The sequence below is a fragment of the Pleurocapsa sp. PCC 7327 genome (genome assembly GCF_000317025.1).
Taxonomy (GTDB): Bacteria; Cyanobacteriota; Cyanobacteriia; order Cyanobacteriales; family Microcystaceae; genus Hydrococcus.
In genome coordinates this window covers 1,756,767-1,783,345 of the sequence record NC_019689.1, presented here as the reverse complement: position 1 = coordinate 1,783,345, position 26,579 = coordinate 1,756,767, and the positions used below count along the sequence as shown (strand labels likewise).

The window sequence follows — 26,579 nt, the reverse complement described above, 5'->3', positions numbered from 1 at the left end:
CTGTTTCAACGGACTTTAGCTTCTGAGACAGAGAATAAATTTTCTGTCTACTAATGTTCTGGTTCAGATTGGGTTGGCAATGTTTCTAAAGTTCCTGTAAAATTTATTCCTTGAGGATTAGCATTCCATCTAATTGCTCCTATAAAAGTCTTTTCTTGAGCGCGTCCTTTGATTTCAATCCCAGGATTTTTATTGGTAATTTGACATTGAGCAATGCGATCGGCTTTACCGGATAAAAATACCTGTTCGCCATTAATTTTGCCATCTAAAATAATTTTTTGCTCGTTTGTCGATAAATTTCCAAATAAATAAATCCCTGATTGTTCTAGGTTCAAATTAAGCGTTTCCTGGTCAAAACATTCTGGTAATGCTCGAGCGTTAATTCGATAATTTCCAGCAACAGATGAAGGAGCTTTTAGATAATTTTCTCCGTAGGCAGTAATCGTTTTAAAAATAACCAAAACCGAGCCTATCATTACTCCATAAAATGTTAAAGATTTTAAGTTAAAATGTTCTTTCATTGTTTGTCATTCGAGCGCGATAAGAGCGTGTTTTGTTCTGGATTTACCAAAGAACTAATATGACTAATGACGCGAGAATAGCGGCGGGTAATTAATAGAGATGAATGACATTCTTGCGACAGTCGGTCAGTATAGCGTCCCAAGGTTTGACGTTCGATTCCCCATGCCGGACTCGTTCCTGCTATAGTGAGATCGGTATTGCGCGACTCTCTAATCGCCGTTCGGATGGGATCGGCTTCTTCTTGAGGCTTAATAATTTCTATGCGCGATCGCACCTCTTGAGGCAACAATTCCAACATATTCCGCAATTCATAGCCTAACTCATTGGTTTCTTGCTGAGCTTTTGTAAAGCGAAGGATTTTTAGGGTTCGATTGGGATTGTTTATCAGCAATCTTAAGGCAAGTGATAAGGCAAGATCGTCATGAATATTATCAGAATGAGCGACTAAAAGCGAGTCTAATTTTTGCTGTCTGTTATCGATAAAAACAGCGACATCTACTGGAGAAGTATTCAAAATTTTTCCTACTCTTCCTCCCAACTGATTCATGCTAAATGTCGAACGGTGCCAACCAACAATAATTAAGCTAGCATTATCGGCGATGGCAATGTTAGCTGTTTCTCGCGCAACGTCGTTAGCAATGCGAACAATGGGAGCAACATTCTTTCTCATCTCAGGAGGTTCTAACGTCTCAATTAATGCTTCTAATTCTTCTCGTCGCTGTCTAATTAATCTTTCTGCTTCATCGGGAGTACTTTGGAAAAAATAATCTTCTTCCAATTCGATTAAACTAAGAGGATGAATGACAGCAGATAGATTTCCTGCGATCGCAACTGCTAAATTAAGCAGACTTTGTTGAGTCATTGGATTAGCAACTGGCACCAATATTTTGTAAACAGGAGAAGGTTTTGCTGCCACTTCTTCAGGTTGTTCCTCAATCAGATCTAACCGGATTTTTTCTTTCGGATAAGTTAACTCCAACAGAGGAGAAGTCATAAATGTTGTCACCAATGCCATAATGACTAGCATGGTAAATAATAGCGGCGAAATGACTCCATAACTCAAGCCAATATTTAAGACAATTAACTCGGTTAGTCCGCGAGTATTCATCAACCAAGCTAAAGCGGAAGCATCTCTTTTTTCAATGCCAGATACTCGCGCTGCAACATATGTTCCTGCATATTTCCCAATAATAGCAATAGCTACAACTGCACCACATAACAGCCATAATTCAGGGCGATCTAACAAGCCAATTTGCGTCCGCAAACCGCTAAAAGCAAAGAAGACGGGCAGTAAAAAAATGAGAACGAAATCTTCAGTTTTCTCAGCAAGTTCTCTCACCAAACCTGCATGTTTGGGCATGACTGCCCCTAATAAAAACGCACCAAAAATTAGGTGAATTCCAATAAGTTCTGTAATGAGGGCAGAAGTAACAACTGCCATGTAAATTCCTGCCAAAACTAACTGAGATAGTCTTCCCTTGCGCCTGTAATGAACGACCAGTTTTTGCAGAAACCATCGCCCTACCGTTACCATAAAGGCGATATAAATTAGGGCTTCGATAATAGTTGGAAAAGCACCTGCCACGCTGTTAGTTCGAGTCACTGCGATCGCGAGTGCTAATAAACACCACGCCGTAACGTCATCAACTGCTGCACAAGTTAGGGCTAGAGTTCCTAATTTTGTCCCTTGTAAATTATTTTCGGTAATAATCCGCGCCAATACTGGAAAGGCAGTAATTGACATGGCTGCGCCCAAAAACAACGCAAAAGCAGTAAAGGAGACCGAACTATTGGAAACTAAAGGATAAAGAAATAGTGCTAGTAAACTTCCTAAAGAAAAAGGAACGATAATACTAACGTGAGAAGTTAGTATAGCAACGTTAAGCTGACCTTTTAAATATTTCGGATTGAGTTCTAACCCAATCAAAAACATAAAAAAGATTAAGCCAATTTCTGATAAGACATTTAGGAACGGTAAAGTTGACTCAGGAAATAAAAAGTTAGCGGTCGCTGGAGAAATTAGCCCTAATAAAGAGGGTCCTAACATAATTCCAGCGATGATTTCTCCGATGACTAAAGGCTGTTTGATTGCGCGGCATCCAACTCCCATGATTCGGGAGAGAGCTATGACAATCAGAACTTGAACGAGGACTAAAATAGCTATTTGCATAGAAAGATTATCGATTATCAATGAGCATTTCTAATAACTTTTTAGAAAGTTTTAAGCAGAATATAGGAGGATAAAAAGTTACTTAGAATAAAGAAAATTAAGTCTTAAATAAAAAAAACAAAAAAGGGAGATCCCGCCAAGGGATTCTCCCAAAATATCAGGGTGCATCTACTGAGTACAGTCTACCACTATGAGAGTTAGAAGGAGAAAAACAGTAAAATTGTTTCACAATTTGATACTTATTCCTGAAGTTTTTTATCTATCAACTGATTGGTCAGCTTGGGATCGGCACGTCCACTTGTTTTCTTCATTACCTGTCCGACAAAGAAACCTTTAATATTGCCTTTGCCGCTACGAAACTTTTCAACTTCTTTAGGATTGGCGGCAATGATTTCATCGATAATTTTTTCCAGTTTTGCGGGATCGAACAGTGTAGTCAATCCTTTCTTTTCTACCAAATCTTTGGCAGACCCTCCTGTTGTCAACAGTTCTGGCAAAATATCCTTGGCAATTTTGTTGCTAATCGTTCCTTTTGCGATTAAGTTGACTAATTCTGCCAGAATTTCGGGTTTGAGAGCGATTTCGCCAATGCTTAATTTGTTATTGTTCAAATAAGCAGCAATATCTTGAGTGACCCAGTTGGCAACTAATTTGGGATTAGCCCCCGCCGCGACTGCCGCTTCAAAATATTCTGCCACGTTGCGATCGTCGGTCAACACGCGAGCATCATAGGCAGACAACCCCAATTCTGACTCGTAACGACGGCGCTTTTGAGCGGGAAGTTCCGGGATTGCCGCTTTCCATTTCTCCAACTGTTCGGCAGAAACTTCGATCGGCGGCAAATCGGGTTCTGGGAAATAGCGATAATCGCTAGACCCTTCTTTAGACCGCATGCTGACGGTGCGTTGAGTGTTTTCTTCCCAGAGTCGAGTTTCTTGGACGATCTTTTCGCCGTTTTCTAGGGCTGAAATTTGCCGTTCGATTTCGTAGTCGATCGCTTTTTGGATGGCACTGAACGAGTTCATATTCTTAATTTCGACCTTCGTGCCAAATTTTTTATCTCCCACTCGACGAACGGAGACGTTAACATCGCAACGCAGCGATCCTTCCTGCATATTGCCGTCGCTAATACCGAGGTAGCGTACCAGACGGCGCAACTCCTGCGCATATTCTGCCGCTTCTTGACCCGATCGCAAATCGGGTTCGGAAACGATTTCGAGCAGGGGAACCCCAGTACGATTGAAATCGACTAGAGAATGAGTGGAACCGGAGAGGCGATCGCTTCCCGCATGGACGAGTTTTCCCGCATCCTCTTCCATGTGCAGGCGAGTAATCCCAATGGTTTTGCGCGTTGCTTGCCCAGTTTTCTTATTCACTAACTCGATTTCTAAAGAGCCGTGTTGGACAATGGGGAGGTCGTACTGAGAAATTTGGTAATTTTTCGGCAAATCAGGATAAAAATACTGTTTGCGATCGAATTTGCTGTGAGGGGTTATTTGACCGTTAATGGCAAGTCCTAGCTTAACCGCAGAGGCAAGGACTTCTTCATTGAGAACGGGTAAGACTCCAGGATATCCCATGCAGACGGGACAGATATTGGTATTGGGAGGACTGTCAAAGTTAGTAGAACAGGTACAGAAAATTTTACTCTTCGTGTTGAGCTGGCAGTGAATCTCTAGACCAATAATGGCTTCATACTCGGTTTTGATAGGTGTAGCAGTAGCCATGAGCAATTAAAACATACTATAGACGGCTCTATTGTATCTTTGCCGCACAAAAAAAGTTGGGCGATCGCCTCGTAACCTATTTTTGACAAAATGTAATCATAGATACAGAATTATTTGTTGTTTTTGCTAGGAGCTGTTACCTTAGCAATAGGGGATGGGAATAATAACGCTAGAGTTGCCTAGCGCGTTCTCCTTGTTCCCCATTCAAGCGGAGGTATAGTCATGAGACTTTCTTTTCGTGGTATCGAGTATGAATATCGCCCTGTAGTGCAGGAAGTCATGGAAGACGGAATCGACGGAACCTATCGGGGCGTTCCCTCGAAAATTCATCGCTCTCAAAAGCCATTGCGCCGCCGATATTCCCAGGAAATGATTTATCGGGGCGTTCATTACCGCATTAGTTGAGCATTCGAGCGATTGCAAACTTTAAAAAATTTGAATTTTGAACTGTTATTTAGAGGCAAACGATATGAAACTATCCTATCGGGGTGTTGATTATGAAAAAGAGCTGCCAATCCTAGAGATGAATGAAGGGGAAATTGGTGGCAAATATCGCGGACGAGACTGGAATTATCGCTATCCTAGACATATTCCCCAACTTCAGCCCAAATGGAAGCGACAGTATCGAGGGATAGCCTACAGCACTCGTCCCATTCCTAGAGGAGGAGAAATTATCATTCCTCAATGGGATACGACAGGCGTGTATTGTCCGGTTCCCGCGCAACAACCGCAGACAGTTGTTGCTGACGAAATCTCCAACACCCATCTAGAAAATATGCGCCGCAGTCTAGAACGTCGCTTACAAGTCGCTAAAGCAAATGGCGACGAACATCTAATCGATCTTCTAGAAAAAGAATCTCAGCAACTGGCACTGGAGAAATAACTATTTCTATAATAAAGAAGCTGAATTGGCATAATTGCACTGCTTTTGTAGAGGGCACTTGTCGCAGAGAGGATTTTTAGCCGTACAGACTGTGGCACCAAAATCGAGCAACGTTAGATTCCACGTTCCTACCTTTCTGGCAGGGGCAACCGATTCTGCGGCTTTCCAAAGCAACTTGCAACGAGATTTCACGCGCTCTCCTTTGAGTCCGAAAAAGCGCTCTAAAATACGAGCTACATTTGTATCGAGAACGGCTAGCGGTTGGTTGAAGGCATTGGCACAGATAGACCGCGCTGTATAAATGCCGATTCCTGGCAACTTTAGCAATTTATCTTCCGAAAGAGGGATTTTTCCTTGATACTTTTCCAGTATGGTTTGTGCCGACTGTAGTAGTCGCTCGGCTCGAAATAGAAGACCGAGCGGTTTTAAAATTTGGGCAATATCATCAACGGTTGCTGCTGCTAAATCCTGAAGGGCAGGGTATCGAACCAGAAAAGTTTCGTAAATGGGGACGACTGTAGCAGCATCTGTCTTTTGCAACATGAATTCGGCGATGAAGATAGCATAGGGGTCAGAAGTACGTCGCCAGGGAAAGTCGCGCAAGTTTTCCTTTGCCCAAGTAGACAACTGGCGGCGAAACCACTTGATTTTAGCTGGAGCGAGACTTTCTGAAAGGGTTTCTTTGGAGTAAGGAATTATAGCTGTCATTGCACTGAGAATTGAAGACAAATCGAGAGTATACTTTTGCCGCCGTTGTCGTTCGATCTCACGCCAAGAGGCAAAGAAGAGCGCTAAGTTAATGACTTTTGCCAGAAATTTCATATCTAAGCGATCGCATTCTAAATTCATTCTAAAAGTTTGAACTTCTAATTTTATTGATGTGTTAATCATCAAAATATTTTTAATATTTACTTATTGGTATTAAACGATACTTTAAGTAAGTATTCGGCGATACTTTAAGCAACAAATTCTTTAAAAATCCTTTAGAGATATAGAAACTTTTTCTGACTGCATAAAAAATTGAAAAGTGTAAATTATCAATGCGATCGCTTCAATTAATAGGTCATCTACAATTGTTATGAAAGTTACCAACATTCAAGAACTAAAAGAACTCATCCAACAGGTTAAAATCGCTCAAAAACGATACGCTACTTTCACCCAAGAACAAGTCGATTTCATCTTCAAAAAAGCTGCACTCGCTGCCAATTCGGCACGCATTCCTTTGGCAAAAATGGCTGTAGTTGAGACGGGAATGGGAATAATTGAAGACAAAGTAATCAAAAATCACTTCGCTTCAGAAATTATCTACAACAAATACAAAAACGACAAAACCTGCGGCGTTATTGAAGAGGATAAATCCTTTGGATTGCAGAAAATTGCCGAACCCGTCGGTATCCTAGCAGGAATCGTTCCCATCACTAACCCCACGGCGACAGCTATTTTCAAATCCCTCATTGCCCTAAAAACCCGCAATGGCATTATCTTCTCTCCCCATCCCAAAGCCAAAGATTGCACCATCGAGGCTGCCAAAATCGTCCGAGAAGCCGCCATAGCAGCGGGAGCGCCCGACAATATTATCGGTTGGATTGACGACCCCTCAGTTCCTCTATCCCAGGCTTTGATGCAACATCCCGATATTAACCTCATCCTAGCCACGGGAGGTCCGAGCATGGTCAAAGCTGCCTATTCTTCGGGTCGTCCCTCGCTGGGAGTGGGTGCGGGCAATACGCCAGCCTTGATTGACGAAACGGCTCACATTAAAATGGCGGTTTCTTCGATTATATTGAGCAAAACCTTTGACAATGGTACGATCTGCGCCAGCGAACAGTCAGTCATCGTCGCCAGTCAGATTTATCGCGAAGTCAAGCACGAATTTACCGAACGAGGAGCCTATTTTCTCAACGCCCAAGAACGGGAAAAAGTGGCTAATCTGATTCTGGTTGAGGGACGCATCAATCCCGATATCGTCGGTCAACCCGTCAAGAAAATCGCCCAATTAGCGGGTTTTTCAATTCCCGACGATACCCGCTTGTTAATCGGCGAAGTGGAAAAAATTGGCACGGACGAACCATTCTCCTATGAAAAATTGTCTCCCATCCTGGCAATGTACCGGGCGACAGATTTTGAAGATGGAGTCGAGAAAGCTGAGAAATTAGTGCAATTCGGCGGTAGGGGACATACAGCGGTACTCTATACCGCGCCAGGCAATCAAGAGCATATCAAACGCTTTGAAAACAAAGTAGAAACGGCACGGGTATTGATCAATACGCCGTCTTCTCAAGGCGCGATTGGCGATATTTTCAACTTCCGTCTCGATCCTTCGCTCACCCTCGGTTGCGGCACTTGGGGCGGCAATTCAATTAGCGGAAACGTCGAACCGACCCATTTACTCAATATTAAAACGGTAGCGGAACGGAGAGAAAATATGCTTTGGTTCCGCATTCCCCCGAAAATCTATTTTAAACACGGCTCGCTTCCCGTTGCCATTCGGGAGTTAGTCGGAAAACGAAGGGCGTTTATTGTCACCGATAAACCGATTTTTGATTTGGGGATGACGGGTGCCTTAGAAGAGGTACTCGATGAAATTGGGTTGCGCTATGACATATTTTACGATGTCGAACCCGATCCCTCTCTCAATACCGTTCGTCGAGGATTAGAACTAATAAATACGTTCAATCCCGACGTAATTATCGCCATGGGCGGCGGTTCTCCCATGGATGCGGCAAAGATTATGTGGCTGCTGTACGAACATCCAGAGATCGAATTTGAAGGACTTGCCATGCGGTTTATGGATATCCGCAAGCGAGTGTACGAGTTGCCGCCTTTGGGAGAGAAAGCAATTCTGGTTGCCGTTCCTACTACATCGGGAACGGGTTCGGAAGTAACTCCCTTTGCTGTCGTGAGCGATCGCCACAATAATATCAAGTATCCTTTAGCCGATTATGCCTTAACGCCAACGATGGCGATCGTCGATCCGGAGTTGGTGTTAGGTATGCCCAAAAAACTAACGGCTTATGGGGGTATCGACGCACTCACTCATGCACTAGAAGCGTTTGTCTCGGTATTGGCTTCAGAATATACCAATGGTCTTGCTTTAGAAGCGATTCGCTTGCTCTTTAAATATCTTCCCAGTGCCTATAAAAATGGGGCAAGCGATCCCAAGGCGCGGGAGAAGGTTCACTATGCGGCAACGATGGCAGGGATGGCGTTTGCCAATGGATTTTTAGGAATTTGTCACTCAATGGCGCACCAGTTGGGGGGAATGTTTCACATCCCCCACGGGTTGGCAAATGCACTGATGATTTCCTACGTCATCCGCTACAACGCCACGGATGCACCATTTAAGCAAGCCACTTTTTCTCAATATAAATATCCTAATGCCATGTGGCGCTATGCTCGCATTGCTAATTATTTGGGATTGGGAGGCAATACTGAAGAAGAAAAGATCGATCGCTTGATCGAAGCGGTAGAAGATCTTAAGCGCGAGTTAGAGATTCCGGCAGCCATCAAAGATGTCATCCACGAAAGCGAAACGGAATTTTATGCCAAGCTAGACGAACTCGCAGATCGCGCTTTTGACGATCAGTGTACCGGATCTAACCCGCGCTATCCGCTGATTAACGATCTCAGGAAACTGTTAATCGATGCCTATCACGGCAATTCGCCCCTTAATCCCAGTCCTAATGGTAACGGTCATGCAGGTGCAGTAGAAATCAAGCCCGATCCGCAACCGATCTTTTCTGTTCTTAAGCGGCATTAGGGATTGGAAATAGCTTAACGAAGTATGGCGATCGCAAATTGGTAACCTTACCAAGCGATCGCTATCTAACTTTTCACGATCGTAAAGAATGATTTAACATTTTCTATATGAGTTAAGAACTTCAAAGAGTAACTGAACTAATCAACGGAGGAAAACTGTGTCTACCGAAGTTCTGGAAAAGCGTTCTACCTCAACAGTTCGTAAACCAGCTCCTCGCTATCGCGTCCTACTCCACAATGATGATTTCAATACGATGGAGTATGTCGTACAAACCCTCATGAAGACAGTGGCAGGAATGACCCAGCCTCAAGCTGTCAATATTATGATGGAAGCGCATACCAATGGCGTTGCCTTGGTCATTACCTGTGCATTGGAACCCGCCGAGTTCTATTGCGAGACGTTGAAAAATCATGGCTTGAGCAGTACTATCGAACCAGATGAGTAAAGCCAATCTAGAGTCGGCTAACAGCGAACAGCGATCGCACCTACAACGCTGTTCGAGACTCTTTCTTTTTAAATCAAGCAAAAACCAGTAAATTTTATTCAATCTTGACTTTTAACTTAACTCGTATTATCTCTTACCCAGCACCAGCAAGGCTGGGGGTTTTTATCTTAGCCTTGCTGTCAATCTGGCTTCCTTTAGCGATTCCTATTTATAGTCTCCTAAAAAGCGACCCCAATTTAGCCAAAATTCTGACGATGGGGTTGATGTTTATTGCATTTATAATTTTGCTTCGCTTCTGGAGTCAAAAAGTTTACCAAGACTCCCATTGGCTGAAACGTTACGGGTTAGTTGGGACGAGACAAAATGGTATCGATCTCCTCAATGGTTTGAGTATTGGTTTATTATTTACGCTAGGTTTATTTGTTTTAGAAGCCATTCTCGGCTGGGTTATTTTTAAACCTCCTTCAGCATTCTTATTGAGGATTGTGGCTGAAGGTTTAGTAAGTGCTTTGGGAATTGGTTTAGCTGAAGAATTATTATTTCGAGGATGGTTTTTGGATGAGTTAGAGCGAGATTATGCTCCCAATACCGTTCTCTGGGCAAATGCATTGATTTTTGCGCTGCTACACTTTCTCAAACCTATCGAAGAAATTATTCGGACTTTTCCAACTTTTCCTGCTTTAATTTTATTGGGATTGACGTTAGTTTGGGCAAAACGTTCTGGCTCTCAACGGTTGGGAATCTGTATCGGCATCCATGCTGGTTTAGTCTGGGGATATTATATTCTTAATGTCGGTCAAGTGTTGCAATATACAGGGAAAGTCTCTCCTTGGATAACGGGGATAGATAATAATCCGATTGCGGGTGCAATGGGGATATTTTTCTTAGGGATTTTAGCAGTTTGGATGAGGAGGAGAGCAGTAATCAGTGGAAAAACCAAGCCTCCTGTAGATACTTGATTGATTTAAAAGTTATTACTTAAGTTGCGATCGAAGCCAAGATTGAGGAAATTCGAGAAGTTCGGTTATCTCAGATCTTGCACCTACGCTTCACTCAACAAGGGAATGAATTCCCAAGCTCGATCGCAAAAGTCCTCGCCTCTAGGACTAAATGATGACTAGATAAGGCTTTCAGTCCATTAAAATGGACTTATGCTGTTAGCCAAGAAATTGATTTCTTGGCGAGATTTTAATGTTTACTGGTTCTGGTGCCAGATATAAGTTGTCCTATCTAGCGGCAGTATTAGAAATTTTGTCTCCAATTGGAGACAAATACGAATATGATGTGGTTCTTTAAAATATCAAAACCCCAAATCCGCCCTAGCTGACTTAGCCGCTGCCAACACTTCCTCATCTGGCATCGCTTCCCAATCGGTATCGCCTATTTCGGCATAGAATTTTTGGTCGTAGGCGCGGGTACGTATCACAACTGGCATGGGGACGGCGTGACCGAGAATTAGCGCTTGTTGTTTGGAGTCGAGTTTTGCTAAAACCGATCGCAAACCTTGACCGCCAGACACCCCAGTAAAGATCGCATCGATATCTTTTTCGTCATTCAGCAAGCAGGTAATGCGGGTGCCAACTTGGGACATGACCTCGTTATCGATGCCGGAGGGACGCTGATCGACGATTAATAAGGTCACAAAATACTTGCGCATCTCCCTAGCAATGGTGCCAAAAATCGTTTGCTGAACGATTTTGGAGTCAAGAAAGCGATGGGCTTCTTCAATGGTAATCACTAACTGGCGAGGGCGGTCTTGAGGATTTTTGGATTGCAAAAACTTTTCGGATTTTTTAACATAGCTGGCATGGATGCGCCGAGAAATCATATTGGTTGCCAGCATATAAGATAGCAGATTCGATTGAGATCCAAACTCGATAACGACGTGCTTGCCAGCATCGAGAGATTGCAAGATTTGGTCGATGTAGTTGTGAGGACAAGCCGTGCGCAGGTATTTTAGGCTATCTAGGCGCCAAAGTTTGCGCTGCAAGGACATAATCGAACCCGCGTGTCCCTGCTTCTCCTGACAAAACATCTTAATATCCTCGTTCGACATATTCAGTAACTGAATAATCCAGGATTTGCCGTATTCGGAGTAGAGGATATTGGCATTGTCGAGACTCGCTTCGGATAAGCCTAATTCTTGTCCGACGAGTCTGATATCTTCGATTTCAATTTGATCGTAGCTGAGGTAGAGTTCCTGGGCATCGCGCACCCCTCGCCGTTTAGTGGATTCGGGGTCGAGGGTATAAATTTCTACCTGTCCGGGAAAGAGTTGGCGCAATCCTTTGACGGTCGAGACTTCTTTGCCTTCCCGCATCGCTTCCCAACCGTATTCGGAGTGCATGTCGAACATAAGGTTAACGGCGGCTTGCTTGCGGATGATACCTGAGATTAATAGGCGCGTTAGAAACGATTTGCCCGTCCCCGATTTGCCAAAGACTCCGTTACTGCGTTCGACAAAGCGGTCTAGATCGATGCAGACGGGGACATCCATATCCAAGGGTTGTCCTATGGCAAAATTGCGTCGATGGGGGTCGTCTTCCCAACCGAAGACGGCGCGAAAATCTTCTTCGCTGGCATCAAAAACTTGGCTGAAATGGGCGGGAATGGTTTTAACTGGAAGTAACTCCAGGTTGGCGCTGGTTTGTGCCTCAAAGGAGGCGAGGGGACTTTTTCCATTGGTAGAAGGAGGTGGTGGCGTTTGTGCCTTGTCTTCATCGGTGGGAGTAAACATTAACATGGGAGAAAGTTCGATCGTTCCATAGGTACCGCTTCCGGCTAGTACTTCGTGCAAAAAACTATCGTCTGGACTGGGGGGATTGGCGAGGATTCTTTGACTGGCTGCGCCTAAAGCCACGTCGGTGAGGAGACAGAAAAAGCGCGATCGCGTTCCTCGAACGACCAGAAATTTCCCGACTCGCATATCTTCTACCGAAACATCGGCATGCAAGCGAACTTCTAGCCCTTTACTTAAGGAACCTTGGATGATGGAACCGAGAGGTTTTTCGTTCATACCTCATCTTGATTGGCTTTTTTTATGCTACACCTAAGTTTTCTCAAAAAGATAAAAAGTCAAGAGAAATTCTGAATTCAAAATACCAATTCAGAATTCTAACTCTTGACTTTTTAAGGAAAAGTCTTAGTTACTTTGTTACTTTTTAGGTGCGAGCAACATCATCATGTTGCGACCTTCCTTTTTTGGGGCTTGCTGAACTTCAGCAACTTCTTGTAAATCTGTTGCCAGTCGGTTGAGCAATTCTTCGGCTAAGTGAGAGTGTTGAATTTCTCGACCTTTAAAAGTGATAGTTGCCTTGACTTTATCGCCTGATTTGAGAAAGCGTTGCGCTTGATTGACCCTGACATGGTAGTCGTGGTCGTCGATTTTATAGCGCATTTTTACTTCCTTAACATCAGCAGTATGTTGTTTTTTCTTCGCTTCCCTAGCTTTTTTCTCCTGTTCAAACTTATATTTGCCGTAGTCCATAATCCGGCAGACAGGAGGTTTGGCTGTCTCGCTAACCAAGACTAAATCCAATTCTTTTTCTTCAGCCATTCGCAGCGCCTCGCTGGGCGTGAAAATGCCAAGTTGCGATCCATCGGTATCGATGACGCGAATTTCAGGAAAACGAATTCTTTCGTTAATTTGAGGTAAATCTTTTTGATTACGCTTTTTTTCTATCACAGGCAAGATGATTTTCTCCGAGCGGTAAATTAAACAACACGAATAAATAAGGTAGAGCTTACTTCTGTCATTTTACTGATTCCGAACAAACTTCTGTTTATATTATTAACTTTAATTTTGATTTGAGGCGAAACCGTTACAGAGTGTAAGCCAGTTGACCAAAATAATCCGTAATTGCGAATAGCCACTTCGCGACTTGAAAAACTGTTCCAGCGAACCAAGCAAAACTAGACAGTCGAGACAGCAACACTACAATTACTACAATTATAAGGAAGTACACAATTGTTCGCACAGAGGCATTGGGTGACTATTACCGAAAACTGGTCAAAACGCATAGGTCGTCAACGAGACTGGGCATGGCGAGGCTGGCAAACGCGCTATACCTACCTGCGATCCTCGCAAAAGCACGACCCATCAAAGCCTCCCTTGATTCTCATTCACGGGTTTGGGGCTGCGATCGAGCATTGGCGTAATAATATTCCCGTCCTGAGTCAGTCGCATACGGTTTATGCGCTGGATTTGGTGGGATTTGGGGCTTCTCGCAAAGTAGCTACCGACTACACGGTCAATCTTTGGGTCGAGCAATTATACGATTTCTGGCGAACCTTTATCGGTCAGCCAGTCGTTTTAGTCGGCAATTCCATCGGGTCGCTGGTTTGTATGACAGCCGCTGCTACCTATCCCCATATGGTCGAAGGGATTATCATGCTCAGCTTGCCCGATGTATCTATACTACGGCAAGAGACGCTCCCAAAATGGCTGCAACCAATCGTAATGGGGATCGAAAATGCGATCGCGTCTCCTCCTTTACTTAAGGCGATCTTTAAAATCCTGCGCCATCCGGAGGTCGTGCGTCGTTGGGTAAAGATAGCTTATGTCAATCGGGCGGCGATTACTGACGAACTGGTACAAATTCTAGCAGCTCCCGCTCAAGATAAGGGCGCAGCGAGAACCTTTCATCGTTTATTCAAGTCGGTGCGATTGCCGCAATTTTCTCCGCCGGCAAAAGAGGTGTTGCCGACGTTAAACATTCCCATCCTTTTGGTTTGGGGTCGTCAAGATTGCATGGTTCCCTTTGCCATCGCGCCCTCTGTGGCATCTCTCAACCCCAAAATCGAGTTTGTGCCTCTCGACAATGTCGGTCACTGTCCCCATGATGAATCTCCAGACCAATTTAACGCAATTTTGCTCGACTGGCTAGAAGCTAATTTCAACCAGGCGAAAGCAGTTGAAAGGATCGAATCGAAGTGCTTCAAAAGCGTTATTGAAGAGGCCAGCTAGCATTTCTTGAGATTTCTTAAAAGCAGGATGAGGAATCCATCAGCTTGCTAGTCTAGAAGAATAAAAAAATCAAATCTAAACCGGATTCAGTAAAAATCATGAGCAGAAATGCCATTGCCCGCGAATTAAAGACCCAAGTGACAATTTTAGGTTCGTTCGTCGCCACCTTCTGGGTTGTAGAAATCATCGATCGCGTCATTTTCCGAGGCAGATTAGATCTATTGGGCATTATTCCCCACTCTTCGATCGGACTGCGAGGAATTTTGTTGGCTCCTTTTCTCCACGGCGGGTTTCCCCATCTGATTGCCAATACCATTCCCTTCCTCATGCTGGGTTGGCTGGTCATGCTACAAGAAACCAGCGACTTTTTCATCGTGACGCTGCTGACGATGCTGGTTGGCGGGTTTGGGGTTTGGCTATTTGCCGTACCCGGTACGGTTCACGTCGGCGCGAGCATCCTAATTTTTGGCTATCTGGGTTTTCTGCTCTTTAGGGGCTATTTTCAGCGCAATTTGCCTTCCATCCTTTTATCAATTATTGTGGGTCTGCTGTATGGTGGCTTAATCTGGGGCGTTTTGCCAAGCAACAACGGGATTTCTTGGCAAGGACATTTGTTTGGCTTTTTGGGCGGTGTTTTAGCGGCACGAATGATTGCCACAGAAAAGCGGGTCCATGGCAAATAGGGCGTTAAGCGAGGGAATGGAACGCTCAATCCTCAACTTGCTCGATCGCGCCAATATCAATTTTGTCCGCCTTCTCTGGTGCGACAGCGGCAATGTCATCCGAGGCAAAGCCGTCCACGTCAAACGATTGTCCGAATACTTCGTTCGCGGCGTAGGAATTTCTGCCGCCCAACAAGCCATTCCAGTCATGTACGATGCGCCTGCGGCTAATAGCGGACTCGGACCCGTTGGCGAAGTTCGGCTGGTACCGGATTGGAATACTCTAACCGTTCTGCCATACGCCCCAGGTCATGCCAGGGCGATGGGAGATCTGGTCAAGGACGGACGACCGTGGTCGTGCTGTCCCCGCGACTTTCTCAAGCGAGCGATCGCGGCAGCAGCGGACGAGAGAATCGAGGTAAGGGCAGCGTTTGAAAACGAATTTTATCTGTTGCGACCCGCCGTAGAAAAGATCGTTCCCGCCGACACAACCGTTTTTGCTTCTACCCTATCGATGGATCTTCAGCAGCCAGTTATCGATGAGATTGCCGCAGCGCTCATCGATCGAGGCTTAATAGTCGAGCAGTACTATCCCGAATCGGGTTCGGGACAGCAGGAAATTTCAGTGTTATACAAAGATGCCCTGACTGCTGCCAACCAACAAATCGTCTTTCGAGAAATTGTCAAAGCGATCGCGCGAAATCGCGACTTGATTGCCTCATTTTTACCAAAAATCTTTGCCGAAGGCGCAGGAAGCGGCTGTCACCTACATCTGAGTCTCTGGCGAGACGGAAACAATATTCTGCCCTATGGCGATAAACCGGGACAGCTATCTCCCCTTGCCAGTCAGTTCGTGGCGGGATTGCTGGCGCATTTACCCGCTCTCATGGCAATAACAACTCCCTCCCCCAATTCCTATCGGCGCATCCTTCCCCACAGTTGGAGCGGTGCCTTTCGCTGTTGGGGTTTCGATAACCGCGAGGCAGCGATCCGAGTGCCGACCAATCCAGCCCCCCCCCAGTCCGACCCATATCGAGTATAAGACCTCAGATGCCTCTGCCAATCCCTATCTTGCCCTGGGCGCAGTTATTATGGCAGGATTGGATGGGATTGGCAGAGGTTTGGAGTTGCCCGAACCCGTGGCAGTCGATCCGGGCAATCTAAGCGACTCGGAACGCGAGAAGCGAGGGATTAGTCGCTTGCCGAGTAATTTGGGAGTTGCGATCGCGCATCTGCAACGAGATGACTTACTCTTAGGGGCTTTAGGAGACGACTTGGCGAAAGCCTTCCTAGCCGTGCGTTCTTGCGAGTGGGAAGAAATGAAGACTTGGGAATTTGGAAAAGAAGTACAACTTCTGTTGGAGCGATACTAACCAGCTTTAACCGCACGGGCAAAAATGAGGTGACTGTAGTCTTCTTGTGAGCGATCGCTAACCTGACGAATTCGTATGTCTATGTCGGTAAATCCATTTTCGCCAAGAGATGCGAGCACGTCTTGGCGATCGAGCCTAGTGCAGGGAAAATAGCGATCGCCAACGCGGTAGAAATTGGCGGCTCCTCCAACTGCCGAAAGGAGCAGAACTCCGCCTGGTTTTACGAGGCTGGCAATATTTCTCATGTAGGCGCGCCACTTCTCCTTACTGGTGGTAACGCCTTCAGCGCAGTAGCTGGTGGTTACCAAGGGGTAAAAGCCGCGCCTCTGGGCACCGAGGGGATCTGGGTTATTGACATCGCAGGGCAAAAGGCTTTTAATGCGGTCTCGCGCTTGTTGCTCGCGTGCCTTCGCTTCGGTTTCGGTTGGGTTGGGGTTTCCCTCCAAGCGCAGCGTTGCCAATGCGAACGCTCGCCAATTGTGCGCGTCATCAGTACTAGCCAGCCACTTCTGAACCTCGGCACGGTTGGCAGGCAAGTATTCCGCCATGTGAATCTCTTGCACTTTTGGAACGATTGGCAGGATGTGACTGATAATAGGTCCGCAACCAAAATCAAGCATCACAGATGTCGTCGGCATGTTTTGAAGCGATTGCACTAAAAACTCTAGAGTGAGCAACTCCTCAGTCTTGACATCCACGTAATACTGCGCCAGATAATCTTGTGGTTGCCAATCGCGATAAGCAGCGTATTGAATCTCAAATCTTGGTGCGACCATAAAACATCTTCCAGAATAAAAGTTTGTGTTTGTCTATTCGCCTTGGCTAAGATGCTACCCGAACGGTTTTTGCGCCTGTAACAATAGACGATCGCAGGTTTCTCCACTTTCGCTTGCGCTTGCCACAATTGAGAGATCTTTGCAGGATAAACTCCTCAATCGCCGCCGCCACACCGTCTTGTTCTACACTGGGAGCCACCCAGTCTGCTTGAGCTTTAACTTCCTGCGGAGCATTCCCCATCGCTACCCCCACCCCGGCGTATTCCAGCATAGACAGGTCATTGAAGTAGTCGCCGATTGCCATGACGTTTTCAACTTGCAGACCTAAAATTTTTTTAGTTAAATAATGCACTGCCCTTCCTTTATCGGCTGAGGGATGGAGACATTCAAAAAAGTAAGAGCCGGAGCGGTTTAAGGAAAGCTCAGCTAGAGAATAACGCTTGCGCAGGTTTCTCACCTGCTTGTCAATTAGAGTGGTATCTTGGCTGAACCCCAAAATGCATGTCGGTTCTGCTTTAGTCAAGACTTGGCGCAGATCCACATCGGCGGTGACTTCAATCCCAAACCGCTTTGCGTAGTCTTGCAGTTCTCTGGTTAGTGTCCGCACATAAATTTTTTCATTGACGTGGAACTGGGGCGAAAATTTTTGCTCTGGTAGATTAAAGCGATCGAAATCTTCAAGCAGTTGGCGTGCCAACGATTTAGAGACACGAAAGTGCCGATAAATTTGTTGAGTTTTTGGGTGTTTAATCAGCGCCCCACCATAACAGGTCAAGGGTTGATTAGAGCGGATTTCCTTCCAGATGGGTAAAGTAGAACCATAATCGCGACTCGTGGCGATCGCGATATAAACTCCCTGCTTTTGAGCCGCCCCAATCGCTTGCTTAACAGTTTGAGAAATATTTTCTGACCTTCCCACGAGAGTGCCATCGATATCCAGTACCAAGCATTTAATTTCTGGTTTTTCCACGACTATTGACTATTTTTATTGACTTTTTGGCATACTTTACACGATAGAGTCTACACTAGCTACATAATTTATCTAAATTAAATAAAAAATAGGGAGCATCCAGTTTTGGAAGATTTACCATTTATGGGAAAATGTAAAGGGAAATAATCCTGTGCGATCGCTGACAATGAACCAAGAGAAACAAGAACGGATCAAAGCCTGCTTACAAGAATTGTCAACACTGCTGTATGAAGAAGCAGACAAAAGTAAGCTGACAGACCTTGAAGGCATAGAAAAACAGTTCGCAGTCAAGTATTAGAACTAGTCAGCCCAGAAATAGCCCTTTTTTATCGAACAAAAACTGGAACAAAAGTAGGTAAAACTAGGAAAATAAAAAGCCTAGTAGGGGAACTGAAATTAAAAGCCAAACAGCTTATTAGACTAGGTTTAAAGCCAAGAACTCGCCTAAGTCCATTACTTCAAAAGTGCTGTTTGAGGTTATCAGCTAACGAATCATACCAAAAAGCAGAAATCGAGATTGAGGCATTGACAGGAGTAAAAGTTGGTCATTCAACACAACAACAACTAGTGCTGTCACAAGATTTTCAACTACCACTTGCTAAACAATCAGTTTCAGAAGTCAGCGTAGATGGAGGAAAAGTCCGACTCAGGGGTAAACCGAAAGCAGGCTGCCACTGGCGAGACTATAAAACCGTTCGTCTGCAAGGGATTTACTATGGTGCATTTTTTGATGACAACCAATCATTAATTGATTATGTCAATAGCCAACAGTTGTTAGACCCTCTTGTTTGCTTGGGAGATGGACATGATGGTGTCTGGAATCTGGTGAGAGAATTTGGACAAGACCAGTTTTCTCGCTGTGAAATTTTGGATTGGTATCACCTGAAGGAAAATCTTTATAAAGTTGGTGGTTCTTTAAAGCGACTCAAAGCTGCGGAAACTCTGTTGTGGCAAGGTCAGGTAGAAGCGGCCAAGACCCTATTTAATCATTGCCGAGGTAAACAAGCTAAAAATTTCATCGCTTATCTGGAAAAACATCTCCCTCGCATTGTCAATTACAGCTATTATCAGGCTGAACAATTATGTTCTATCGGTTCAGGGGCAGTTGAATCTGCAATTAAACAAATTGGTTTAAGGATCAAAATTTCTGGCGCACAGTGGAATGTTGAAAGTGTCAATCACATCCTCTCTGTTCGTTGTGCTTATCTTAATGGTTTACTTGCTGTCTGATTGGGTGTTTCTTCCAAAAGTGGATGCTCCCAAAAAATACCCCTCTCCTTGTAGGAGAGGGGTAGAGGGGTGAGGTCAAACCCTACTTCAGCGTACCTGCTGGAATCCCCAGAATATCCTCAATCTTGGGCATTTCTTCGAGGGGAATGACACGACCTTCATCTTCAAAACCTGCAATTTGGTCGAAGTTAAGATAGCGATACAACTCGCCTGCAAATGGATTAATTTTTTCTGCCACAATCGACATATATTCTTCAACCGTAGGAATGCGCCCCAACAAGGCACAAACGGCAGCTAATTCCGCCGAACCGAGATAGACTCGCGCATCTTTCCCCATGCGGTTGTTGAAGTTGCGGGTAGAAGTTGAAAACACTGTCGCGCCATCTTCAACTCGCGCTTGGTTGCCCATGCACAGAGAACATCCGGGCATTTCAGTTCGTGCCCCTGCCGCCGCGAAAATCCCATAAACTCCTTCTTCGCGGAGTTGTTTTTCATCCATGCGAGTCGGCGGACAAATCCAGAGGCGCACTTTGACATGACCCGCCCCCTCCAAGATTTTAGCTGCCGCGCGATAGTGACCGATATTGGTCATGCAAGAACCGATGAAAACTTCATCGATTTTGTCGCCCGCGCATTCGGACATTAATTTGACATTATCGGGGTCGTTAGGTGCAGCAACAATGGGTTCTTTAATCTCGCTTAAATTGACTTCGATAACATCGACATATTCCGCATCTGCATCCGCTTCCATGAGGATGGGATTCGCCAACCATTGCTCCATTTTTTCCACGCGGCGCATAATGGTACGGGCATCTTGATATCCCCGTGCCACCATATTTTTGAGTAGGGCAACATTGGAACGAAGATATTCAGAAACCGTCTCGATGCTCAGTTTAATCGTACAGCCGCCACAAGACCGTTCTGCCGTTGCATCGGTGAGTTCAAATGCCTGTTCGACTTTCAAATCGGGCAGCCCTTCCATCTCCATAATGCGTCCATTGAAGACATTTTTCTTATTCTCCTTGGAGACGGTTAGCTTGCCTTGTTGCATGGCAACGTAGGGGATGGCATTGACGATATCCCGCAACGTCACGCCGGGTTGCAATTCTCCGCTAAAGCGCACTAGCACTGATTCTGGCATATCCAAAGGCATAACCCCCAATGCTGCCGCGAATGCCACTAAACCGGAACCAGCAGGGAAGGAAATGCCCAAGGGGAAACGAGTATGCGAATCGCCACCCGTACCGACGGTATCGGGTAATAACATCCGGTTTAACCAGGAGTGGATGATTCCGTCGCCGGGACGCAACGCGACACCGCCGCGAGTGGCAAAGAAATCAGGCAGTTCGTGGTGAGTTTTAATATCAACGGGTTTGGGATAGGCAGCGGTGTGACAGAAACTCTGTAACACCAAGTCGGCACTAAATCCAAGACAAGCAAGTTCTTTCAATTCATCCCGCGTCATGGGACCCGTCGTATCCTGCGACCCTACTGTAGTCATAATCGGTTCGCAAGAGGTCCCCGGACGAACGCCGGGTAAACCGCAAGCTTTGCCGACCATTTTCTGGGCCAAGGTAAAACCTTTGCCCGTATCTTCTGGCATTTTGGGACGGACGAAGAGAGGACTGGGTTTTAGTCCCAAAGCATGGCGGGTTTTATCGGTTAAGCTGCGTCCGATGAGTAAGGGAATGCGTCCTCCGGCACGCACTTCATCGAGGATGGTTTCGGGTTTGAGGGTGAAGGTTGAAATGATTTCTCCTGCTTTGTTGGTAATCTCGCCTTTGTAGGGATAAATGGTAATGACATTCCCCGTATTCATCTTGGTCACGTCGCATTCGATGGGCAACGCACCGGAATCTTCGGCGGTATTAAAGAAAATTGGCGCAATTTTCCCGCCTAAGATATATCCTCCCGACCGCTTGTTAGGAACGTAGGGAATATCTTGACCGATATGCCACAGGACGGAGTTAATGGCAGATTTACGAGAGGAACCCGTCCCAACTACGTCGCCGACATAGGCAACGGGATGACCTTTTTTCTTCAGTTCGGCAATGGTATCTAATGCCCCAGGCATCCGCGTCTCTAACATGACCGTAGCGTGGAGGGGAATATCGGGGCGAGTGGTGGCGTGGGGCGCGGGGGATAAGTCGTCGGTGTTGGTTTCTCCCGGTACTTTGAAAACGGTTACTGTAATCGCTTCTGGTAGCTTGGGACGGGCAATAAACCATTCGCCATTCGCCCAAGAGTCGATGACTTGTTTGGCGTAGGGATTGGTTTCGGACAATTCCAGAATTTCGTTAAAGGCATCAAAGACGAGTAGGGTTTTACTAAGTGCCTCTGCCGCAACCGAGGCAATATCGGTGTCTCTCGATTTAAGTAGTTCGATGAGCGAGTGTACGTTGTAACCGCCTACCATCGTCCCCAAAAGTTTTACTGCTTCTAAGGGAGAAATGACGGGAGAGGTAATGTCTCCTTTGGCAATGGCGGTTAGAAATCCCGCTTTTACATACGCTGCTTCGTCTACACCGGGGGGAACTCTATCTGTTAGCAGCATTAACAGTTCTTGTTGTAGTTCTTGGGGGGAATTTTTCAGTAGTTCGCACAGTTCGGAGGTTTGTTGTGCGTTTAGTGGTAAGGGGGGGATGCCTAATGCTGCTCTTTCGGCGACGTGTTTGCGATAGGCTTCTAACATCAATGGTTCTCCTCGGTATTGGGTAAGGTTATCTTTGTTATAAGGATTAAAATCTCATCAAGATATTTTGTACTAGGGTACAGATCGATAATTTTATTTTTGTATTCGGTTTGCTGAGTCTAAATTTTTAGTGTTTTTATCTCACGCAGAGGAGGCAGTGCGTTGCGGGGGGTTCCCCTGTTGTAGCGTCTGCCGTCGCGCTTCAGGCGCAGAGGAGATCGCGTTTGGTAACGATTTTGGTAAGTAAGTATAAGATACTCGTGTCAGTAGATTTTGACATGGGTAAACTTTTATATTGCGACTGCAACGATAGTCTTCTCTTTATATTGTAGTTACTAAAATTCCCGATTTAAGCTCAGGCGTGAAACTGGAATGACATTTGAAAGTTTGTCATACTTTGCACTGATTTATATAACAAGGTAATACTAAGTCATTCATATTTTCATGCTTCGTTTTGCTTGATGTATAGTGAAGCAATAAATTCTGCATTTAGAATCAAAAGTTATGCGATCGATAAATTAGTTGTTGGGTTAAGCGCAAGCACAATCCAACCGACGATTCATAAAACTCTCTGTTATCTCATCCTCAGTGTTCTCTGCGTCTCTAATGAAATAGGGTTGCTATATTCTAAAACGCGATCGCGCTATAGTCTCATCACTTCATTCGACCGTAATAAACGATAGTATCGTACTCGAACGTAGCATTTCCATTGACTTGATAGGTATCAAAAATTTTTCTGAGTTCGGATAGCATGGCTTCGTAGTTTGGATGTCCTGCTTCTGGCGTATAAGAAAAAGATAATCTGGTTGACTGACAAATCTTTGTCCCCTCATCCCTAAATCCCTTCTCCCACAAGGAGCGAAAGGACTTCAGTCCAAAGTCTTAAGTTGAAAGCCCCTCTCCCAGAACGGGAGAGGGGTTGGGGTGAGGGCGATTTGAGTTTTGTCACTCAACCAGGAAGATAATAATCTTTCTTTTAAACCCTCGAAATTAAAAGTTTGATAATTATAAAAATTAGTTTGTTGATAATTACCCGTTCCCAAAAAACTGTCGATAATTGTTTTATCGATCTGCTTGTGATTGACTTGTTCGTAATCTGTCCCGTAGGTTTGGAGTAACTGTTCGTAAGCGATTAGAAACGATGTAGAATTCGTTCGGCGATCGTTCCACATTAATACTACCCAACCTTGCGGTTTGAGAATGCGTTTGAATTCAAATTTGGCTTTGGCGCGATCGAACCAATGAAACGCCTGACCTGCAATAATTAGATCGGCGCTAGCATTAGCAAGTGTCGTCGCTTCAGCAACTCCATCAATACTTTTGAAATTGTCGTATCGCTTGAGAAGTCGCTCTCCTGCTTCGCGCATCTCGCGATTGGGTTCTGTGCCATAGACTAGATTACCATTTTGCAAAAACAATTGGCTTGAGATCCCCGTTCCCGAACCGATATCGGCAACGATTGAGGCAGGAGTTAGTTGACAGTTCTCTCGCAGAAAATTAATGATTTGTTTGGGATAGTGCGGTCGATATTTGATGTAATTTTCAACTCGACTGGAAAAGCGTTGCGTTGCGTTATTGATGTACATCTCCTTTGGCAGTTTCACAAGAACGCGATTTAATTAGTCCAAACTCGCTCTATCGTCCAATGCCTATCCGAAGACTGATAAACCTTTACGCCCTCTAAACCAACAGTTTGCACCAATTTTTCGACTTCTGCTAGCGTAAAAGCCGCGTGCAGCGAATCTTGAAATAACTGCTTTTGATGGTTATCATATTCAGAACCGATCGCTTCAACCATCTGATACATTATGTCTTCAGTGGAGGGGCGAAGCAAATCCCGAATCAAGATGGCACCATTGGGTTTTAAAACTCTCTTAAGTTCTTGTAAAAAAGGTAGGGGATCGGGCAAGTGATGGATCAAACTGTTAGAAATAACTACATCAAAGTCCTCGTCAGGGTAAGGCATCTGCTTAGCGTCTATTAACTCCAGACTAATTTGCCTCCCTAAATTAGCTTTTTCAACGTTTCTTTTGCCGACTTCTAGCATGGCTTGCGCCAAATCGATCGCAGTAATTTGCCAATCGGGACGCTGTTGGCAAATTAGAATAGGGATACGTGCCGTTCCCGTGCCCGCATCGAGTACTTTTGCCTTTGTAGGTGCGAGTTCTATCGCCCGTTGAGCAAAGGCAGTATTGACTTCCGCGAAGTCCATTGCATCGTACTCAAGAGCTTCTTCGGGACTATCCATGACTTCTGGTTCGAGAATTCGCTGCATAATCGTTCAATCCTTAAGACTTTTCCTGACGTTTCGCATTCAAACTGGAGATCGATGAAATTAGACCAACAGCTACAAATTTTGATTGAGGAAGCCTCCGAGCAGGGAGTTCCTGCTTGGGCGATGGAAAAAGCAGTCATTCCTATTCTCAAAGCCTTTGCCAGTCAGCTACAACACCTAGAATATTACATTTTGCAAAGTCGCGATCGCGATTGGATTGTCACTACCCTCAGCAACGTAGAAAAACCCCAGCAGGAAAAACGGGTTATCTATGCCTTTTCGTCTCCTGAAGATGCTGCCAATTCTCAGGAAAACTCCAATTTAGAAATTGCCATTGCTTCCGTACCAGTTACCCATCTCCTGTTTCAACTCTTTGCGCTTGATGGAGTAGAGAGCCTCATTTTTCTGGAAACTCCAGGGAATTTAGAAAAAGGAGTCGAAATCTTCCGCGCTAGCTTGCAAAACGGCATTCATGAGCAACTGAAATCCTTATCTCCCTCAACTCCCTCTAAATCCCAAAATATTCCTTCCAATTTAGCTTAAAACCGACTATTTAACCTTCTTGAACGTTCAAAATCTAAAATAACAAAGCTAATGTCTGAACCTACTAATTCAAGCACTCGTTTCAGTTTTTATGGCACCTATACTTGTCCGGTTTGCCGTCACGGTGAAATCTCTGCCATCCCGTTAATGGAAGCATTTTCTTGTAACTTTTGCCGTCATATTTTTACGGCTAATTTAGAGCAGCAGACCATCAAAATGGCAGACAGCCAACTTCCCCTCACTTGGCGGTGGAATGGTCGAACTTGGACGGGAGGATATCGAGAAGAAAACGAACTGGGTTGGGGCTATTGGATAGCTGGAATTGCTTTTGTCTTGCTTCCCACAAGCATTGTTGGTTTGGGAGCTTATCTCTTTCCTCCCTTGCCAGGAAGCACCTTGTCTTGGTTGCCGCTATTCTGGATGGGGTTAACTTTTTTCGCCCATTTAACTTGTCTGGGTTGGCTAGTTTTGGAATATTACCAATTACCACTTTCTCTTTACGTAAGAGCCATAGGCGAACGCTTGTTTGCGCGTTTTTAGCCAGACGCTTTATTCAGTTACCGGTTAGTGGTTAGTAGTTTCTCCTTGTCTGCCAGTCCCTGTTTCTAACTAAACCGATCGCTGATAACTCTTCTAGCGGCGGTTTCCATTTCCTACCGTTCCCCCTTCTGCTGCAAGTCGGAAGGGTTCGACTGTCTCGTTGTAATCGATAGGCAGAATAGCTACTACATTGTCATGGGGACGGGGAATGATTACCCAGGTTTCTAACACGGCTCCCTCAGTGCGCTGAACTGCTTCTATTCCCGCTTCCATAGCTGTTTTGACTTCTTGCACGTCGCCGCGTATGTTGAGGGTAAAACGAGCGCTTCCCGCACGAATATAGCCAACGATGGTAATTCTACCTGCTTTTACCATAGCATCGGCTGCTGCCAAGATACCGGGAAAGCCTTTTGTTTCAATCGATCCAACTGCTGCTTGAGCTGGCATATTTACTCTCTCCTAATCCTTAAAATAACAATGTTTAGGCGTAAATTCCTCTAAATAAGCTAGAGACTATACAATCTATAGATTTTTCAGTTTTTAACTATAGTCTATATCGAGACAATTCGCTATAGTTGCTAAGTTCTGAATCGCGCTGATTTTGAGGTGTACTCGATGGGTAAAACGGCCACCACGTTTTCTGGGGGATTGGGAACGATGTAATAGCTTACTACCTTGCCGCCTTCCGTCTTTTCTGCTGCTTCTAGTCCAGCTTTTACAGCAGGTTCTACCTCTGAAATCGAACCGCGAACGGCAACTAAAAATTCTCCTCTTTCGGCTAAGTCGTAATAAACTAGGGTGACTCGTCCTCCCTTTACCATCGCATCCGCAGCCGCTAAAACGGGCGGAAATCCTAGGGTTTGAATGACTCCAACTGCTTCTGGCACGATCGCTCTCCCGGCTAGTCTCAATCAATTAGAAATTTTTCAGGCCAATATTATATCGTAATACAAGAGCTAAAATACATAAAAGCTCTCTATAAACTAACTGAATTGCTGTGGGTTCAAGTAATGTTTCTATATAAATCTATGTAAATAGTGAATGC

General features: G+C 45.0%; 24 protein-coding genes and 1 pseudogene. 11 read left to right on the top strand and 14 right to left on the bottom strand.

The window, feature by feature from the left end; translation table 11 throughout:
• Nucleotides 1-50: 50 nt before the first annotated feature.
• The 3 genes from PLE7327_RS07925 to gatB all read right to left on the bottom strand — a co-directional run bounded on the left by PLE7327_RS07925 (nt 51) and on the right by gatB (nt 4,419).
• Nucleotides 51-521 (bottom strand): hypothetical protein, encoded by a 471-nt coding sequence (locus PLE7327_RS07925; RefSeq protein WP_015143333.1) that lies wholly within the window; start codon nt 519-521, stop codon nt 51-53.
• Entirely contained in the window at nt 518-2,692 is a 2,175-nt protein-coding gene (locus PLE7327_RS07920; protein ID WP_015143332.1) for a cation:proton antiporter, read from the bottom strand. Before PLE7327_RS07920 ends, PLE7327_RS07925 begins: the two co-directional genes overlap by 4 nt.
• Before the next feature lie 239 nt (nt 2,693-2,931).
• Nucleotides 2,932-4,419 (bottom strand): Asp-tRNA(Asn)/Glu-tRNA(Gln) amidotransferase subunit GatB, encoded by a 1,488-nt coding sequence (gene gatB, locus PLE7327_RS07915; RefSeq protein ID WP_015143331.1) that lies wholly within the window; start codon nt 4,417-4,419, stop codon nt 2,932-2,934.
• Nucleotides 4,420-4,641: 222 nt separating this feature from the next.
• On the opposite strand from gatB, the gene PLE7327_RS07910 reads away from it, so the two are divergent.
• Both PLE7327_RS07910 and PLE7327_RS07905 read left to right on the top strand, forming a co-directional pair.
• Entirely contained in the window at nt 4,642-4,824 is a 183-nt protein-coding gene (locus tag PLE7327_RS07910; protein WP_015143330.1) for a DUF4278 domain-containing protein, read from the top strand.
• A 64-nt stretch (nt 4,825-4,888) separates the two neighbouring features.
• A complete protein-coding gene (locus tag PLE7327_RS07905) occupies nt 4,889-5,302 on the top strand; it encodes a DUF4278 domain-containing protein (protein ID WP_015143329.1) in 414 nt (137 codons plus the stop codon).
• Between the two features lie 6 nt (nt 5,303-5,308).
• Here PLE7327_RS07905 and PLE7327_RS07900 read toward each other — a convergent pair whose 3' ends face one another.
• Nucleotides 5,309-6,193 (bottom strand): A/G-specific adenine glycosylase, encoded by an 885-nt coding sequence (locus PLE7327_RS07900; protein WP_015143328.1) that lies wholly within the window; start codon nt 6,191-6,193, stop codon nt 5,309-5,311.
• A gap of 187 nt (nt 6,194-6,380) precedes the next feature.
• Between PLE7327_RS07900 and adhE the strand changes: the two genes are divergently transcribed.
• The 3 genes from adhE (at nt 6,381) to PLE7327_RS07885 (ending at nt 10,466) form a co-directional block, all read left to right on the top strand.
• Nucleotides 6,381-9,062 carry a bifunctional acetaldehyde-CoA/alcohol dehydrogenase gene (gene adhE / locus PLE7327_RS07895; RefSeq protein ID WP_015143327.1) on the top strand — a complete coding sequence of 894 codons (2,682 nt, stop codon included), beginning with the start codon at nt 6,381-6,383 and terminating at the stop codon, nt 9,060-9,062.
• A gap of 157 nt (nt 9,063-9,219) precedes the next feature.
• On the top strand, nt 9,220-9,507 hold the full coding sequence (gene clpS, locus PLE7327_RS07890) for an ATP-dependent Clp protease adapter ClpS (RefSeq protein ID WP_015143326.1): 288 nt from the start codon (nt 9,220-9,222) through the stop codon (nt 9,505-9,507).
• 104 nt (nt 9,508-9,611) lie between these two features.
• Nucleotides 9,612-10,466: a CPBP family intramembrane glutamic endopeptidase gene (locus PLE7327_RS07885; protein WP_015143325.1), complete on the top strand. Its 855-nt coding sequence runs from the start codon at nt 9,612-9,614 to the stop codon at nt 10,464-10,466.
• Nucleotides 10,467-10,807: 341 nt separating this feature from the next.
• Here PLE7327_RS07885 and PLE7327_RS07880 read toward each other — a convergent pair whose 3' ends face one another.
• On the bottom strand, nt 10,808-12,523 hold the full coding sequence (locus PLE7327_RS07880) for an ATP-binding protein (protein WP_015143323.1): 1,716 nt from the start codon (nt 12,521-12,523) through the stop codon (nt 10,808-10,810).
• 138 nt (nt 12,524-12,661) lie between these two features.
• On the bottom strand, nt 12,662-13,192 hold the full coding sequence (infC, locus tag PLE7327_RS07875; protein WP_015143322.1) for a translation initiation factor IF-3: 531 nt from the start codon (nt 13,190-13,192) through the stop codon (nt 12,662-12,664).
• Between the two features lie 303 nt (nt 13,193-13,495).
• Between infC and PLE7327_RS07870 the strand changes: the two genes are divergently transcribed.
• The 3 genes and pseudogenes from PLE7327_RS07870 to PLE7327_RS07860 all read left to right on the top strand — a co-directional run bounded on the left by PLE7327_RS07870 (nt 13,496) and on the right by PLE7327_RS07860 (nt 16,508).
• Complete coding sequence (locus tag PLE7327_RS07870; RefSeq protein ID WP_015143321.1) at nt 13,496-14,473, top strand: alpha/beta fold hydrolase; 978 nt, start codon at nt 13,496-13,498, stop codon at nt 14,471-14,473.
• 98 nt (nt 14,474-14,571) lie between these two features.
• On the top strand, nt 14,572-15,156 hold the full coding sequence (locus PLE7327_RS07865; protein WP_015143320.1) for a rhomboid family intramembrane serine protease: 585 nt from the start codon (nt 14,572-14,574) through the stop codon (nt 15,154-15,156).
• 16 nt (nt 15,157-15,172) lie between these two features.
• Nucleotides 15,173-16,508 (top strand): annotated as a pseudogene (locus PLE7327_RS07860) (glutamine synthetase family protein).
• On the opposite strand, the gene gntF reads toward PLE7327_RS07860, so the two are convergent.
• Complete coding sequence (gene gntF, locus PLE7327_RS07855; protein WP_015143319.1) at nt 16,505-17,284, bottom strand: guanitoxin biosynthesis pre-guanitoxin forming N-methyltransferase GntF; 780 nt, start codon at nt 17,282-17,284, stop codon at nt 16,505-16,507. The pseudogene PLE7327_RS07860 and the gene gntF sit on opposite strands and share 4 nt — an antisense overlap.
• A 46-nt stretch (nt 17,285-17,330) precedes the next feature.
• Nucleotides 17,331-18,254: a Cof-type HAD-IIB family hydrolase gene (locus PLE7327_RS07850; protein WP_015143318.1), complete on the bottom strand. Its 924-nt coding sequence runs from the start codon at nt 18,252-18,254 to the stop codon at nt 17,331-17,333.
• 166 nt (nt 18,255-18,420) lie between these two features.
• Between PLE7327_RS07850 and PLE7327_RS07845 the strand changes: the two genes are divergently transcribed.
• Nucleotides 18,421-19,484 (top strand): ISKra4-like element ISPle1 family transposase gene (locus PLE7327_RS07845; protein ID WP_144266097.1). Its coding sequence is split into 2 segments (ribosomal slippage): nt 18,421-18,526 and nt 18,526-19,484, totalling 1,065 coding nucleotides; the frame shifts between segments, so codons are not numbered across the junction.
• Nucleotides 19,485-19,566: 82 nt separating this feature from the next.
• Here the strand turns inward: PLE7327_RS07845 and acnB are convergent.
• The 4 genes from acnB to PLE7327_RS07830 form a co-directional block, all read right to left on the bottom strand.
• Nucleotides 19,567-22,176: a bifunctional aconitate hydratase 2/2-methylisocitrate dehydratase gene (gene acnB / locus PLE7327_RS07840; RefSeq protein WP_015143317.1), complete on the bottom strand. Its 2,610-nt coding sequence runs from the start codon at nt 22,174-22,176 to the stop codon at nt 19,567-19,569.
• A 654-nt stretch (nt 22,177-22,830) separates the two neighbouring features.
• On the bottom strand, nt 22,831-23,031 hold the full coding sequence (locus PLE7327_RS24295) for a hypothetical protein (RefSeq protein WP_144266096.1): 201 nt from the start codon (nt 23,029-23,031) through the stop codon (nt 22,831-22,833).
• A 14-nt stretch (nt 23,032-23,045) separates the two neighbouring features.
• Nucleotides 23,046-23,762, bottom strand: a complete 717-nt coding sequence (locus PLE7327_RS07835; RefSeq protein WP_051036399.1) for a class I SAM-dependent methyltransferase — start codon at nt 23,760-23,762, stop codon at nt 23,046-23,048.
• 29 nt (nt 23,763-23,791) lie between these two features.
• Nucleotides 23,792-24,451 (bottom strand): class I SAM-dependent methyltransferase, encoded by a 660-nt coding sequence (locus tag PLE7327_RS07830; RefSeq protein ID WP_015143316.1) that lies wholly within the window; start codon nt 24,449-24,451, stop codon nt 23,792-23,794.
• A 54-nt stretch (nt 24,452-24,505) separates the two neighbouring features.
• Here PLE7327_RS07830 and PLE7327_RS07825 point away from each other — a divergent pair, with 54 nt between their 5' ends.
• Nucleotides 24,506-24,994 (top strand): hypothetical protein, encoded by a 489-nt coding sequence (locus PLE7327_RS07825; RefSeq protein WP_015143315.1) that lies wholly within the window; start codon nt 24,506-24,508, stop codon nt 24,992-24,994.
• A 51-nt stretch (nt 24,995-25,045) separates the two neighbouring features.
• A complete protein-coding gene (locus PLE7327_RS07820; RefSeq protein ID WP_015143314.1) occupies nt 25,046-25,534 on the top strand; it encodes a hypothetical protein in 489 nt (162 codons plus the stop codon).
• Between the two features lie 93 nt (nt 25,535-25,627).
• Here PLE7327_RS07820 and PLE7327_RS07815 read toward each other — a convergent pair whose 3' ends face one another.
• Nucleotides 25,628-25,981, bottom strand: coding sequence for a carbon dioxide-concentrating mechanism protein CcmK (locus PLE7327_RS07815; RefSeq protein WP_015143313.1), 354 nt, complete (start codon nt 25,979-25,981; stop codon nt 25,628-25,630).
• 131 nt (nt 25,982-26,112) lie between these two features.
• Complete coding sequence (locus PLE7327_RS07810) at nt 26,113-26,421, bottom strand: carbon dioxide-concentrating mechanism protein CcmK (protein WP_015143312.1); 309 nt, start codon at nt 26,419-26,421, stop codon at nt 26,113-26,115.
• Nucleotides 26,422-26,579 lie beyond the last annotated feature (158 nt).

Bases quoted from the DNA above. Each gene is read 5' to 3' on its own strand.
- PLE7327_RS07910 (WP_015143330.1), top strand. From the start codon at position 4,642: ATGAGACTTTCTTTTCGTGGTATCGAGTATGAATATCGCCCTGTAGTG.
- adhE (WP_015143327.1), top strand. From the start codon at position 6,381: ATGAAAGTTACCAACATTCAAGAACTAAAAGAACTCATCCAACAGGTT.
- PLE7327_RS07815 (WP_015143313.1), bottom strand. From the start codon at position 25,981: ATGCCAGCTCAAGCAGCAGTTGGATCGATTGAAACAAAAGGCTTTCCC.
- PLE7327_RS07820 (WP_015143314.1), top strand. From the start codon at position 25,046: ATGTCTGAACCTACTAATTCAAGCACTCGTTTCAGTTTTTATGGCACC.
- PLE7327_RS07880 (WP_015143323.1), bottom strand. From the start codon at position 12,523: ATGAACGAAAAACCTCTCGGTTCCATCATCCAAGGTTCCTTAAGTAAA.
- PLE7327_RS07865 (WP_015143320.1), top strand. From the start codon at position 14,572: ATGAGCAGAAATGCCATTGCCCGCGAATTAAAGACCCAAGTGACAATT.
- PLE7327_RS07825 (WP_015143315.1), top strand. From the start codon at position 24,506: ATGAAATTAGACCAACAGCTACAAATTTTGATTGAGGAAGCCTCCGAG.
- gntF (WP_015143319.1), bottom strand. From the start codon at position 17,284: ATGGTCGCACCAAGATTTGAGATTCAATACGCTGCTTATCGCGATTGG.
- PLE7327_RS07830 (WP_015143316.1), bottom strand. From the start codon at position 24,451: ATGCAGCGAATTCTCGAACCAGAAGTCATGGATAGTCCCGAAGAAGCT.
- acnB (WP_015143317.1), bottom strand. From the start codon at position 22,176: ATGTTAGAAGCCTATCGCAAACACGTCGCCGAAAGAGCAGCATTAGGC.
- PLE7327_RS07835 (WP_051036399.1), bottom strand. From the start codon at position 23,762: ATGTACATCAATAACGCAACGCAACGCTTTTCCAGTCGAGTTGAAAAT.
- PLE7327_RS07905 (WP_015143329.1), top strand. From the start codon at position 4,889: ATGAAACTATCCTATCGGGGTGTTGATTATGAAAAAGAGCTGCCAATC.
- PLE7327_RS07920 (WP_015143332.1), bottom strand. From the start codon at position 2,692: ATGCAAATAGCTATTTTAGTCCTCGTTCAAGTTCTGATTGTCATAGCT.
- PLE7327_RS07900 (WP_015143328.1), bottom strand. From the start codon at position 6,193: ATGATTAACACATCAATAAAATTAGAAGTTCAAACTTTTAGAATGAAT.
- PLE7327_RS07925 (WP_015143333.1), bottom strand. From the start codon at position 521: ATGAAAGAACATTTTAACTTAAAATCTTTAACATTTTATGGAGTAATG.
- gatB (WP_015143331.1), bottom strand. From the start codon at position 4,419: ATGGCTACTGCTACACCTATCAAAACCGAGTATGAAGCCATTATTGGT.